Source organism: Hydrogenophaga sp. PML113 (assembly GCF_001777155.1).
Classification (GTDB): Bacteria; Pseudomonadota; Gammaproteobacteria; order Burkholderiales; family Burkholderiaceae_C; genus Hydrogenophaga; species Hydrogenophaga borbori.
This window is the reverse complement of sequence record NZ_MIYM01000002.1, coordinates 405,557-418,536: the sequence shown is the minus strand read 5'-3', so window position 1 is coordinate 418,536 and position 12,980 is coordinate 405,557. Positions and strand designations below refer to the sequence as shown.

The 12,980-nt window shown below is 71.0% G+C and carries 13 protein-coding genes and 1 pseudogene; all 14 read right to left on the bottom strand.

The genetic code is table 11. The annotated features are described in order from the left end of the window. Window positions 1-18: 18 nt before the first annotated feature. Window positions 19-459, bottom strand: a complete 441-nt coding sequence (locus BHU06_RS05320) for a biopolymer transporter ExbD (protein WP_070398095.1) — start codon at window positions 457-459, stop codon at window positions 19-21. A gap of 10 nt (window positions 460-469) precedes the next feature. Continuing rightward, a complete protein-coding gene (tolQ, locus tag BHU06_RS05315; RefSeq protein ID WP_070398094.1) occupies window positions 470-1,183 on the bottom strand; it encodes a protein TolQ in 714 nt (237 codons plus the stop codon). Window positions 1,184-1,237: 54 nt separating this feature from the next. Beyond that, complete coding sequence (ybgC, locus tag BHU06_RS05310) at window positions 1,238-1,648, bottom strand: tol-pal system-associated acyl-CoA thioesterase (RefSeq protein WP_070398093.1); 411 nt, start codon at window positions 1,646-1,648, stop codon at window positions 1,238-1,240. A gap of 17 nt (window positions 1,649-1,665) precedes the next feature. Then, entirely contained in the window at window positions 1,666-2,886 is a 1,221-nt protein-coding gene (locus BHU06_RS05305) for a pyridoxal phosphate-dependent aminotransferase (protein ID WP_070398092.1), read from the bottom strand. Beyond that, window positions 2,883-3,341, bottom strand: a pseudogene (gene nusB, locus BHU06_RS05300) (transcription antitermination factor NusB); the annotation flags it as partial. The pseudogene nusB and the gene BHU06_RS05305, both read right to left, overlap by 4 nt. A 46-nt stretch (window positions 3,342-3,387) precedes the next feature. Continuing rightward, window positions 3,388-3,852: a 6,7-dimethyl-8-ribityllumazine synthase gene (gene ribH / locus BHU06_RS05295; RefSeq protein WP_070398090.1), complete on the bottom strand. Its 465-nt coding sequence runs from the start codon at window positions 3,850-3,852 to the stop codon at window positions 3,388-3,390. Between the two features lie 26 nt (window positions 3,853-3,878). Beyond that, complete coding sequence (gene ribBA / locus BHU06_RS05290) at window positions 3,879-5,009, bottom strand: bifunctional 3,4-dihydroxy-2-butanone-4-phosphate synthase/GTP cyclohydrolase II (protein ID WP_070398089.1); 1,131 nt, start codon at window positions 5,007-5,009, stop codon at window positions 3,879-3,881. Continuing rightward, entirely contained in the window at window positions 5,006-5,650 is a 645-nt protein-coding gene (locus BHU06_RS05285) for a riboflavin synthase (protein ID WP_070398088.1), read from the bottom strand. The genes ribBA and BHU06_RS05285 overlap by 4 nt, the downstream gene beginning before the upstream one ends. Before the next feature lie 69 nt (window positions 5,651-5,719). Continuing rightward, the gene (locus BHU06_RS05280) at window positions 5,720-6,223 is read right to left on the bottom strand and encodes a type IV pilin protein (protein ID WP_083292963.1); all 504 of its coding nucleotides are present in this window, start codon (window positions 6,221-6,223) and stop codon (window positions 5,720-5,722) included. Beyond that, window positions 6,216-6,812 carry a hypothetical protein gene (locus BHU06_RS05275; protein ID WP_070398087.1) on the bottom strand — a complete coding sequence of 199 codons (597 nt, stop codon included), beginning with the start codon at window positions 6,810-6,812 and terminating at the stop codon, window positions 6,216-6,218. Before BHU06_RS05275 ends, BHU06_RS05280 begins: the two co-directional genes overlap by 8 nt. Continuing rightward, entirely contained in the window at window positions 6,809-7,798 is a 990-nt protein-coding gene (locus BHU06_RS05270) for a PilW family protein (protein WP_083292995.1), read from the bottom strand. Before BHU06_RS05270 ends, BHU06_RS05275 begins: the two co-directional genes overlap by 4 nt. After that, window positions 7,795-8,334 (bottom strand): type IV pilus modification protein PilV, encoded by a 540-nt coding sequence (gene pilV, locus BHU06_RS05265; protein WP_070398085.1) that lies wholly within the window; start codon window positions 8,332-8,334, stop codon window positions 7,795-7,797. The genes BHU06_RS05270 and pilV overlap by 4 nt, the downstream gene beginning before the upstream one ends. Beyond that, window positions 8,331-8,867 (bottom strand): GspH/FimT family pseudopilin, encoded by a 537-nt coding sequence (locus tag BHU06_RS05260; protein WP_070398084.1) that lies wholly within the window; start codon window positions 8,865-8,867, stop codon window positions 8,331-8,333. Before BHU06_RS05260 ends, pilV begins: the two co-directional genes overlap by 4 nt. Then, a complete protein-coding gene (locus BHU06_RS05255) occupies window positions 8,864-12,889 on the bottom strand; it encodes a pilus assembly protein (RefSeq protein WP_070398083.1) in 4,026 nt (1,341 codons plus the stop codon). Before BHU06_RS05255 ends, BHU06_RS05260 begins: the two co-directional genes overlap by 4 nt. Window positions 12,890-12,980 lie beyond the last annotated feature (91 nt).

Sequence of the window (12,980 nt, the reverse complement as noted above, 5' to 3'; positions counted from 1 at the left end):
CGATCGGGACTGGCAAGCTCAGCGGGTGGTCTGCACCGACAGGCCCACGCGCTGCACGCCGGCGCGCTGCAGGGTGTCCATGGTGCGCACCACGGTCTCGTAGCGGATGGTCTTGTCGGCGCTGATGATCACGGGCACGCTGGCCTGATCGGCCTGGCCCGTGCCCTGCAGTTCGAGCACGCGCGCGGCCAGCAGGTTGAGGGGCACGAGCGCGCCCTCGCCACTGCTGCTGCCTTCGCGCACGCGCAATTGTTCTTCCTTGTCGATGGTCACCTGCACGAAGCGGTCGGGCTGGCGCTGGGCCTGGCCCACGGTGGGCAGGGCGATCTGGCTGGGCGTGATGAGCGGGGCCGTGACCATGAAGATGATCAGCAGCACCAGCATGACGTCGATGAACGGGACCATGTTGATCTCGTTCATCGTGCGGCGGCCGCGGCCGCGGGCGGCGAGCTTGGCCATGTTCGGTGCCTCAGAAGGTGGATGCCGACGCCGTGGCGTGCTGGGGCGGGTGCGAGCCCAGGTTGCGCTGCAGGATGTTGGAGAACTCCTCCATGAAGGTCTCCAGGCCGTTGGCGACGCGGTCGATGTCGTGCGCGAAACGGTTGTAGGCCACCACCGCCGGAATGGCGGCGAACAGGCCGATGGCCGTGGCCACCAGGGCTTCGGCGATGCCGGGCGCCACCGTGGCCAGCGTGACCTGGGCCAGCGAGGCCAGGCCGGTGAAGGCGTGCATGATGCCCCAGACCGTGCCGAACAGGCCCACGTAGGGGGCCACGGAGGCCACCGTGCCGAGGAAGGAGAGGTTGGACTCCATCACGTCGAGTTCGCGCTGGAAGCTGGCGCGCATGGCGCGGCGCGCGCCATCGAGCAGGGCGCCGCTGTCGGTGATGCGGCGCTCGCGCAGCTTGCTGAATTCGCGCATGCCGCTGGCGAAGATGCGTTCCATGGGGCCGGCATTGCGGGCGTTCTGCGCGGCAGCGGCGTACAGCTCGTTCAGGTTGGTGCCCGACCAGAACTCGCGCTCGAAGGCGTCGTTGCGGGCGCGCACGCGCTTGAGTGTGCCAAGCTTGCGGAAGATGGCCGCCCAGCTGATGAGCGACATCAGCACAAGCAGCGCCACCACGGCCTGGACCACCCAGGTTGCGTGGAGCATGAGCTGGACGATGGAGAGTTCTGGGGTCATGGGTGCAGAGATCGGAACGGGTGGAAAAGGTTTCGGTCTGTCACCGGGCGCGGTTCAGGCCAGGCCCAGGGCCTGGAGCAGCGAGGCCGGCATGCGCCGGGGCGCCAGGGTGCGGGCGTCGACCCAGCCGATGCGGATGCTGCCTTCGCACAGGCATTCCCCCGCCGGGGTGTCCCGGCGCGCCGACTGGGCGATTGTCAGCGAGGCGCGGCCCGCTTCCGTGACCTCGGCGGTAACGAGAAGCAAATCATCCAGGCGCGCGGGGCGCAGGTAGCGCAGGTCGGTGGCGCTCACCACGAACATGGCGCCCTCGGCCTCGCGCAGGCGCTGTTGTTCCACGCCGCGCGCGCGCAGCCATTCGGTGCGGGCGCGTTCGAAGAACTTGAGGTAGTTGGCGTAGAACACGATGCCGCCCGCGTCGGTGTCTTCCCAGTAGACGCGCACGCGCCACTCGAAAGGCGCCATGAGTGGCGGGGGCGCATTCACCAGGCCGCCTCCAGCCGCGCCACGGCTTCCTGCAGCTGCTCCATTGAGTTGGCGGTGGAGAAGCGCAGGTAGCGCCCGGCCTCGGCCTGCGCGAAGTCGCGCCCCGGCGTGGCCGCGAGCTGGCAGCGGCGCATGAGCTCGAAGGCCAGGGGCCAGCTGCCGCCGGTCTCGGGGCTGTCGCCGGGCGGTGCCATGCCCCAGCGCTCGCACAGGGCGCCCACCTCGGCCCAGGCGTAGAAGGCGCCGTCGGGCATCACGGGCACGGTGAGGCCCAGGCGGTTGAGCTCGGGGATGAAGTAGTCGCGCCGGGCCTTGAAGGTGGCGCGGCGGCGCTCGTACTCGGCCAGGCTGTCGGGCTCGAAGCAGGCCAGCGCGGCGTGTTGCGAGATGGCGCTGGGGCAGATGAACAGGTGCTGCGCCAGGCGCTCGACCGCGGGCACCAGGGCGGGCGGCAGCACCAGCCAGCCCAGGCGCCAGCCCGTCATGTTGAAGTACTTGCTGAAGCTGTTGACGCTGATGACGGTCTCGCCCAGGCCGTCGGGCAGGGTGAGCGCGGTCTGGCCGAAGGCGGCGTCGTGGCTCAGGCCGAGGTAGATCTCGTCGAGCAGCGTGATGCCCTGGCGTTCGCGCACGGCGGCGGCGATGCGCTGCAGTTCGTCGCGCGCGATCGAGGTGCCCGTGGGATTGGACGGCGAGGCCAGCAGCACGCCGCGCGTGCGCTCGCCCCAGTGCGCCTGCACCTGCTCCGCGCTGAGCTGAAAACGCTGGCCGGGCCCGCAGGGGACCATGCGTGCCACGCCCTCGGCCGCCTGCACGAACTGGCGGTTGCAGGGGTAGCTGGGGTCGGGCATGAGGATCTCGTCGCCCGCGTCGATCAGCGCCAGGCAGGCCAGCTGCAGCGCGGCCGAGGCACCGGCCGTGACGACGATGCGCGAGGCGTCGACCGTGGCACCGAAGTGCGTGGCGTACCAGCCGGCGATGGCCTCGCGCAGCGCGGGCAGGCCCAGGGCCTGGGTGTACTGGCTGCGGCCGTCGCGGATGGCGCGCTCGGCGGCCTGCTGCACCAGCGGCGGGGCGGTGAAGTCGGGCTCGCCGATGTTGAGGTAGATCATCGGGCGCTGGCCGGCGCCGCCCTCGGCCGCGAGGCGGGTGGCGGCCTTGGCCAGCTCCATCACGTAGAAAGGCTCGACGCGCTCGGCCCGGCGCGAGACCCTCATCGGCGGGCCCCGGCGCGGGGCGACGCCGCCACCTCGGCGGGGCGCAACTGCTCGGCCAGGGGGTGCAGCACGCCGTTGACGAACTTGTGGCCGTCGGTGCCGCCGAAGGACTTGGCGAGCTCGATGCACTCGTTGAGCACCACGCGCCAGGGCACGTCCAGGCAGTGGCGCAGCTCGTAGGCGCCGATCCAGAGCACCCCGTGCTCGATGGGCGAGGTCTCGGCGAGCGGGCGGTCCAGGCGCGGGGCGATCAGCGCGTCGAGTTCGGCGGCCTGTTCGATGCAGCCGCGCACCAGGGCGTCGAAGTGCAGGCTGTCGCACTTGTGGAAGCCGGTGAGGTCGCGCGTGAAGACGTCGATGTCGTCGACCGGGTTGCGGCCCACCAGGTGCTGGTACAGCGCCTGCAGCGCGAACTCGCGGGCGCGGGTGCGGGCCGACTTGTCGGTGGCCTTGCGCGGCTTGGCGTGGCTGGGGTCGGAAGCGGGGGCGGTGCTCATGGGATCAGCCGATGCGGTCGAGCACCAGCGCCATTTCGACGGCCACGCGCGCGGCGTCGCGGCCTTTGTCGATCTGGCGCGCCAGGGCCTGGGCCTCGTTCTCGGTGGTGAGGATGGCGTTGGCGATGGGGATCTGGTGGTCGAGCGCGACGCGGGTGACGCCCGCGCCGGATTCGTTGGCCACCAGCTCGAAGTGGTAGGTTTCGCCGCGGATGATGCAGCCCAGGGCGATCAGGGCGTCGTACTCGTCGAGTTCGGCCATGGCCTGCAGGGCCAGGGGCACTTCCAGCGCGCCGGGCACCTTGACGTGGGCGATGTTCTTCTCGTGCACGCCCAGGGCGAGCAGCTCGGCCTGGCAGGCGCTGAACAGCGCGTCGGTGATGGCTTCGTTGAAGCGTGCCTGCACGATGCCGATGTGCAGGCGTTTGCCGTCGAGCAGGTCGGCCGTGCCTTTGTCTGCGCCAAACATGGAGGGGCTTTCGTTGTCGTGGGGGGTCAGTGGGGGTGGCCGATGAAGCCGGTGATTTCGAGGCCATAGCCCTGCATGCTGGGCATGCGGCGCGGCGTGCCCAGGAGCTCCATGCGGCTCACGCCGCACTCGCGCAGGATTTGCGCGCCCACGCCATAGGTGCGCAGGTCCATGCGGCCGCGCTCGGGCGCCTGGGCGGAGCGGGCGGTGCCCTCGAACTGGGCGAGCAACTGCTCGGCCGCCTCGCCACAGTTGAGCAGCACGGCGACGCCGCGCCCGGCCTGGGCCAGGTGGCGCAGGCTGGCGTCCAGGCCCCAGCTGTGCATGGAGCGGTCGATCTCGAGCGCGTCGAGCACGGACAGCGGCTCGTGCACGCGCACCGGCACGCTCTCATGGGCTTGCCACTCGCCCATCACCAGGGCCAGGTGCAGCGCGCCGCTGGGCTGGTCGCGGAAGGCGTGGGCGGTGAAGGTGCCGAAAGCTGTCTTGAGCGGGCGGCTGCCCACCTTGCGCACCAGGCACTCGGTGCGGCTGCGGTATTCGATGAGGTCGGCGATGGTGCCGATCTTGATGCCGTGCTCGGCCGCGAACAGCTGCAGGTCGGGCAGGCGGGCCATGGTGCCGTCGTCCTTCATCACCTCGCAGATGACGGCGGCGGGCGAGCAACCGGCCATGGCGGCGAGGTCGCAGCCGGCTTCGGTGTGGCCGGCGCGCATGAGCACACCGCCCTCGACCGCCTGCAGCGGGAAGATGTGGCCGGGCTGGACCAGATCGCTGGCCTTGGCGTTGGGGGCCACGGCGGCCTGCACGGTGCGCGCGCGGTCGGCGGCGGAGATGCCGGTGGTCACGCCCTCGGCGGCCTCGATGGAGGCGGTGAAGGCCGTGCCCATCTTGGTGCCGTTGCGCGGCACCATGGGCGGCAGGTTCAGCCGCTCGCAGCGCTCGCGCGTGAGCGTGAGGCAGATCAGGCCGCGGCCGAAGCGGGCCATGAAGTTGATGGCCTCGGGCGTGACGTGGTCGGCCGCCAGCACGAGGTCGCCCTCGTTCTCGCGGTCTTCCTCGTCCACGAGGATGACCATGCGGCCGGCGCGGATGTCGGCCACGATGGCTTCGACGGGGGAGATGGCCACGGGGGCCAGGGTTTCGGGGGCGTTCATGCGGGCTCCTTGGCCGGGCTGAGGCCCGCGCCGAGCATGCGCTCGACGTAGCGGGCCACGGTGTCGATCTCGAGGTTGACGGCGCTGCCGGCGACCAGGTCGCCCAGGGTGGTGTGCTGCACCGTGTGAGGGATGAGGTTGATGCTGAACTCGCAGCCGTCGGGCCGGTCGGCGACGCGGTTGACGGTGAGGCTCACGCCATTGACGGTGATGGAGCCCTTGTAGGCCAGGTACTTGCCCAGCTCCGACGGCGCGAGCACGGCGAGTTCGTGGCTTTCCCCGACGGGGGCGAATCGCAGCACGGTGCCGGTGCCGTCCACATGGCCGGAGACGATGTGGCCGCCGAGCCGGTCGTGGGCGCGCAGGGCCTTCTCGAGGTTCAGGCGGCCACCGACGGCGTCCAGCCCGGCGGTGCGGGCCAGCGATTCGGCGGAAATGTCGATGGTGAAGCGGTCGCGGGTGGTGTCGAGCGTGGTGACGGTCATGCAGGCGCCGTTGAGGGCGATGCTGTCGCCCAGGCCGACGTCGGCCAGGTACCCGGCCGGGGCCTCGATGGTGAGGCGCCGCCCGTGCTGCAAAGAACCGCCCAGCGCATGGGAGTCGGCGATGCGCCCCACGCCGGTGATGATGCCGGTGAACATCCGGGCATTTTCGCAGGGTTTGAGGGACCGTCCGTCGCGGGCGCGTCGCCGGCCCCGCGACAGGCGGGGTCAGCCACCGCGGAAGCAGTCCGCCAGCACGGCGTTGGCGGCGGCGTTGCGCAGGGCGCGGGCGCCGGTGTGGTCGAGTTCGAGGTCGCCGCAACGGTCGGCGGCCATGGCGCCGGCCCGCACGGCGCGCAAGGTGTAGGTGTGGGCTTGGGTGGCCACGCCCACGGCCTGGCCGTTTTCGACCAGCGTGAGGGTGTAGGCCGGCGAGCCTTCGCGTGGGCTTTGGGTCAGGGCGGGGGGCAGTGTGGCGCCCACGTGGGTGTCCATGCTGCTGTAGCGCCGGCGCAGGAACTGGCTGGCCTCTTCGAGGGCGCGCTGGGCGTCCGCCCGCCGGCCCTGGCGCACGTATTCGGCGTAGCTGGGGTAGGCGATGCCGGCCAGCACGGCGACGATGGCGCAGGTGACCATCAATTCGATGAGGGTGAAGCCCCGGGCGCCGCGCGCGTGGCGCCGGGTGATCCGGGCGGGGTGCGGTGGGGGCGCCGCGACACGAAGCTCATTCATAGCCTTTTCCATTGAAGTGCACGGGCTCGGGCGAGATGACCGATTGCAACCAGACCTCCGCTCCACCCAGCAACTGGCCGCTGCCATTGAAGCTGGCGCCCGCCGACAGGCCGCGTGCCGTGACGAGGTAGCGGCCATCGGCCAGGGGCTCGGCCAGGCAGCGCGGCGCGGGCGCGCCCTGCAGGGCGGCGCTGGCGTTCTGCCCGGCCACCGGCGCGGTGATCAGCACGGCGCTGGTGTCGGCCCAGTTGGCGAGCTTGGCCCAGGCCGCGTTCCGGTCGCTGGCGTCGGCGATCGCGGTCGTGCCCACGCGCTGTTTGATCACGGCGTCGAATCGGGTGCCACCCTCGACCGAGTCGATAACCACGGCCTCGCAGTAGCGCAGGCCGCTTTGGGCGGACAGCCAGGCGACCTGGTGGACCCGCGCGTTGTTGCTGATCTCTTCCACGGTGGCGCTGCGGCGCGCTGCGAGCAGGCCCGCGAAGGCCATCACCAGCAGCAGCACCAGCACCACGGGCAGCGCCAGGCCCCGGCCGCGCGCGGGGCGCCGCGCCGGCACGGTGGGAGCGGGCAGGGGGCGGTTCCTCATGGGTTGGTGTTCAGGTCGCGGTAGGGATTGGCCACGGCGCCGGCACTGGCGTCATAGGGCTGGGGCAGGGCCGGGCGCACATTGGGCAGCGGGACCATGGCGCGGTAGGCCCGGCGCAGGCGGCCATCGGTGGCGGTGTGCACGGCGCCGTCGCAGCCGATGTGGCGGGTGGTGTCGTTCATGTTCAGGCCGTCCCGCGGCACGGCCCGCGCCGAGCGCACCACCAGGCACAGTTCCACCGCGGCCACGCGCGCCCACCCGTCGCCGGGTGGCAGGTCGCTGGCCGAGACGAGGGCCGTGACTTGGTGAGGGGGCACCTCTCCTGCGGTGGGGCGGCGGGTGATCGCGTACCGGAATTGGAGGCCTTCGACGTTCGGCACCAGCGCCGCCGCGGCGCTGAAGCTGCCGGGGCCGTCGCTGCCGCGGCAGTAGAGCGTGGGGACGTTGTCGTTCGTGGGGTCGGTGGCGATGTAGAAGCGGTTGTCGGCGAACGATGGCTCGACCTTGGGGGCGAGGGCCGTCGCGGCGATGCCGACGTTCGTGCAGTTGGCGGGCAGCGGTGTGTTGGTGCCGCTGGCGAGAACCATCTGGGTGTTGAAGGCGGTGGCCTGGAAGCGCAGGGCGATGGCGTCGTTGCCGCCGCCACCCTGGCAGGCGAGCGATTCGAGGGCGCCGGTCTCGGTGGCGCTGGTGAAGCCGCCGTCGCAGCCGCGCAGGGGCGATTCCTTCAGCAGGCGCAGGCCGTCGGCGCCCGTTTCGGAATAGCCCGCGAGGCGCAGCTGCGAGCGCAGCGTGTCCAGCGCCAGCGCGCCTTCCTCGTTCATCTGCGATTCGAGGGCACCGAAGCGCGTGCCGCTGGCCGCCTGCAGGTAGGTGAAGCCCACCACGCCCACGAGGAACAGGCCCAGGGCCAGGGCCACCATCAGCTCCACCAGGGTGAAGCCGCGCTGGCGCGCTGCAGGCCATGGGCGGGTGGATCGTTTCATAGGCCCACCCGGAAATGCATGCAACTGGCGCCCTGGCGGTCGCTGTCGCTCAGGCCCTGGGGGCACTGCCGCGTGGCGGCCGGGACCAGACCCTGGGCGTCGCTGACCGGGGTGTCGCGCCAGAGCAGCCAGACATCAAGGTTGCGTGCCGTGGCGCTGGGCAGCGAGTGGGCCTGGGCGCGCCCTTCGGGCAGGGCACTGGCCACCGCCTGGAGGAATTCGCGCTGGTCCGCCTGCGCCACGGCCTGGGCCGCGGCCAGGTCGGCGGCGTCGGGGTCCAGCGGGGCCGCGGCGGGCGCCGTGGCACCCAGGGCCAGGTCGTAGGCGCCCAGGTCGAAGCCATAAACGTTCAGCCGGGCGCGCTCGGCGTACTGCTGGACCAGGGTCTGCCCCAGCAGCCGCCGCTGCGCCGATTTCTGGTGGCCGATGGCGGCGGCGCTCAGGCGCGCCATGGCGAGCAGGCCGACACACGTCACGAGCAGGGCGATGAGGACTTCGATCAGTGTCGAGCCCCGGGCCGCGTGTCGAGGGTTCATGGTTTGGCCTCGGGCGTTCCCACGCGGGCGCGACCGAGCATGTTGATGGTGATGACCTGCGTCGGCCCGCTCGCGCCTTGGGGCTGGACGCTCACCGTGTCGCTTGTGCCGCTGAGCGTGCCGTTGCTGCGAAAACTCAGCTGGGCGGGCGAGTTCTTGTCGCGCATGGCGGCGATGCCGGCCTGCGCGCCGCGCTGGGCGATCACCGGTTCGCCCGCGTCCCGCTCGCCATTGCCGTCGAGATCGGAGAACACCAGCCAGCCGCCGGCCCAGTCGGCGCCCGTGGAGCACCTGCCGGCGCTGCCGATCGCGCAGACCACGACGGGCCGGGAGGTGCGCGTGGCGGTGCTGCGCGCCAGGCGCACATCGCCGATGAAGGCGTCGACGGCGCTGTCCTGCCGCCACTGGCGGACCAGCGCGGCGAACGAGGGCATGCCGATGGCCAGCAGCACCGCCAGCACGGCGATGGCCACCATCAGCTCGATCAGGGTGATGCCACGCGCTGCGCGCGCCAGGCGATGTGAGGCGTTCATTGCGGCAGTCGGGTGAGCTGGTACTGCTGGCGGCTCCAGGCTGCGGGGCAACTGACGCCCGCGGCCTGCTGCCCGTTGCCCACGCCCAGGAGGCTCAGGCGGGCGGCGCGGCAGCCGGGGTTGTTGAAGGAGCTTTCGCCGTTCTGGGTGGCCACGTACCGTTCGGCATGTTGCGCGGGGCCCATCTTGGCTTCGGGCGTGGTGTTCACCAGCGCGTTGCCACGCGCGTAGCCGCCGGCGGCGACAAAGACCATGGACGCCTCGTCGAGCCGGCCGTCCTGGTCGGTGTCGAAGGCCCGCCTGCCGGCGCCATCGAGCGCGTTGAGCACGTAGATGGCGCCCCCCGGCGCGTCGGCGCCGGTGCAGCTTTCTGCGTCGCTGCCGCCTCGGTTGATCACCACGGAACCGATGACCACGCTGGAGCCGGCGTTGGCCAGCGGTTCGATCACGCGCTCGCCCGCGCGCGCCATCTGTCCCTGGCCGTCCGCGCCGCCGAGCCGCAGCTGCCAGCCTTTGCTGGCCTGGGGGCCGTCCCAGGCGATCGGGTGGCGGCTGATCGAGAAGTAGCTCTTGCCGTCCACGGTGGCCTTGAGTGCCTCGGGCTTCTGCTCCAGCAGTTGGTCCGGCGACACGGTCTGGAAATTGGCGGCTTCGCTGCCGTCGGTGCGCGAGGTGGGGTCCCAGATGCCGTAGATGGCCTCGCGCTGCGAGGTGTCGCTGGCGTCGCTGTCCTCCAGCAGCATGCCGGTGGCGGCGACGACGATGAGGCCACCCTTGGGGTGGGCTTGCCAGGCCGGCGCCGCGTAGATCGGGCGGTGGTTTTCCGCGGTGAACAGCGGTTGGCCGTAGGAGACCCTCCAGTTGGCGGGCGCGCCGCGCAGGTCGAAGCGCCACAGGTGCCCCCGGGCGTCGCCCGCATAGGCCGCGACGATGCGCTTGCGCGTGTCGCGAACCAACGTGACGCCGCCCAGGCCACGGCCCGCGGAATAGGCTACCGGCAGGGTGATCGTGCGCAGCACCTGGCCTGTCAGGGCGTTGAGCACCACCAGGCCGTGGCGGCTGCCGTCGGCCTGTCCGTTGTAGTGGCCGCTGTTGAGCACCACCACCCAATCGCCCGAATCGGTCTGGCCACTGCGAGCGGGGTTGGTCATGTGGCCGGTGGCAAAGGGCGTGTTGTCGCCGTCGTTGGCGGTGTCGATGGCGTCGGGGCCGGTTTCCCAGAGGAAGTCGTTCTGGTCCATCTGGGTCTCACCCCGCGCGCCGAGCCGGGGCCGCAGGGCATAGACCACCCGCTCTCCCCGACCGCCGCTGCCCACCACCAGCGAGTTCCATGAGCTGCCGTCAAACACGTCGTGCGTGCTGAGCGGGCCGTCCAGCACGTAGCGAAAGCCGCTGTCGGGCTGGGCCTGGTCCAGCAGGCGGCGCAGGCTGCGCCGGGGCATGTAGGCGGCGATCTCCCGGCCGTTGGCGGCGTCGAGGGCGTGCACCACGCCAGCGTTGGTGGCCACGAACAGGGTGTCGGGGGGCAGGGCGATGCGGTCGCGGTAGGCGGCGTAGCGCTCCTTGCCGCTCACGGTGCTCTGGGCGTCTTCGTAGCCATAGTGCTGCGACGCGCCGAGCAGCACCGGGGCGCTGTTGACGATGGCGCCGAGGGGCGAGGCGCGCAGGCGGTACGGCTGGTCCCTGAGGTCGATGACCGGGTCTTTGCCGCGCAGGTAGTCGACGAAGCGCTCGTCGTCGGGGAGCTTGTCGGCGTGGGCGCCCATGCGCAGGGCGCTGCGGATGCCGCTGGGCAGTCGGTCGAGGCGACCCTTCAGCTCGACGCCCAGCCCGTCGTCGCCAAGGCTGTAGAGCCGCCGGTCGGCGGGAGCGGGCATTTGTTGCTGGGCCGACCAGTAGGTCTCGCTGGGCGGCTTGAGCGCCTGGCCATTGGCGTCCTGGTCGAGCAATTGGGGGTTGCCGTTCTGATCGACCTGCTGGGCCGTGACGTTGCCGATGTTGTCGGTGGTGCGGTAGTCCACCTTGAACTTCAGGCGGCCGTCGAGCGAATCGGCCGCGGCCGGAGCGCTTCCCAGCGCGATGCCGGCGTCGTTGCCGCTGGCGTCGAGGATGTCCGAGAGGATGGCGTCGATGGTGGCGCGCACGCCGGCGGCGTCCTGCACGCTGAAACTGCGGCCGCCGCCGGTGTAGCCGGATTGGATGAAGTCGTCGATGCGGTCGGATTCCGGGCGGGCGAATTCCCAGAATTTGTAGCTGTTGTTCCACGCGGTGGTGCGCAGATCGGCGCCCTTGGAGGGCCAACGGGGGGACGTGGCGCCCTGGTACCCGTTCGCCAGGTACTGGTTGCGGTAGGTATTGATCTGCTGAAAGCTCAGGCCCGATGCGACGCCGTTGTCGCCCGAGGGGCGGATCAGGTAGCCGATGGCGTAGGTGGTGAGGTTCTGCCAGAACGCGGGCTGCAAGTCGCGGGTGGGGACGTTGTTCTCCAGTTGAGGCCGCAGGTCGGTATGCCAGTGGTACTGGGCGGCGAGATCGGCCAGCCCGCCCGTGGCGGGGCCGGGGTAGGGGACGTACCGTTGCCGGCCACTGCTGATGCCCTCGGGCTGGTAGGCAAAGGTCTCGGCGGGCGCGTTGCCGGCGGTGCTGCGCGTGAAGCCCGGGCCTTGGGTGGCGTCCTGGTTGGGGGTGTCGGGCGGCGTGCCCCGCAGGTCGTCGTCGCTCCAGCCGCCGTCGGACAGCACCACCTGGTAGGCGCGCCGGCAACCCAGCTCCGGGTTGGAGGCGTCGCTCACGCGGCTCGGGTCTCGGGCCCAGGGGTTTTCCTTGGCGCCGGTGCCCACACCGAAGTAGCTGGCCACGTCCTTGTAGGCCCGTTGGAGGGGGGTGCCGCCGTTGGCGTAGTTGCCATAGAGCCATTGGTAGAACTGATCGTTGGCCGGGCCTTTCGCCCAGGGGCGCACGCCCCGCAGCACCTGGGGCCTGCTGGTGCTCTTGCCCAACTGCGGCACGGCGCCTGACTCGGGCACCATGTTGATCGGTCGATAACCGATGCGCGCCAGGCCGTCGGTGAGTTTGTCGCTGTGCAGGGCCTGGCCCAGGGCGGTTTTGATCGCCTCGATGCGGGTGCGGTAGTAGCGGTACCAGTTGAGGATGTTGGTGACTTCTTCTTCGCGGGTGCAGCGCAGCTTCAGGGCCTGGGCGCAGTCGGTGCGCTGGTGGTCGGCCGGCAAGGCGATCGGGTCGGTGCCGTCGTGGCGGACGTCCACCGTGCGCAGTACCCGATTGCAGGTCGTGCCGAATGCCGTGCTCCTCAGCGCGCCGTTGGGCGCGGCCTTGTCGCAGAGGACGTAGGTGAACGGTGGCGTGTTGCTGTTGAGATCGGCGGCGCCATGGGGGCGGTTCACCGGGGCCCATTGACTCAGACTGAGGGAGTAGAGCGGCGTCTGGTTCTTTGGCTCCTGCACCGGCGGGTAGTTGGGAAACTGGGCGCTGATGATCAGAACCGGGGCGGCGCCGGCCGGGGCCATCGGATCGGCGAAGACCTTGTACGAAAACGCCGCGGAGCTGGCGTTGGAGATGAACTGGATGCCGTCGTTGGCTTGCAGCGGCTCACCCTTGGCATCCACCCGTGGCCGATAGGTGATCCGAGGGTTGTAGTACATGGGGTTGACGTCGGGTGAGCGCTGCGCCTCGAACATCGGCTGACCGTCGTCTCCGGTGGGCAGGCCGCGCCACCCTGGCCGGCTGACGTCGTACCCATCGGGATAGGGGATCGCCATCGACCCCGAGTTGTCCAGCGAGACCACGATGTTGGGTTTGGCGCCCGTGCTGCTGACCAGCAGCGGGCGCTGGCTGGGCTGGGCCTGGACCTCCACCGCGCCCAGCCCGGCGGCGGTGCCGATGGCGCACAGCAGCCAGCCCGGCAGATGCGCTGCCGGGCGTGGGGTGCGTGGCGGACGGGGGATGGGCGCCGGGCCAGGCGCGGGATGGGGCAGGGGACGGGAGCAGGGCGAGCGCGACATGGCCCGCGATGGTTCAGCCGCTTCGCCAGGCCCGCCGGGCATCAGCCGATGGACTGCATGGCCAAACGGATGCAGAACTAAGTGCTACTCA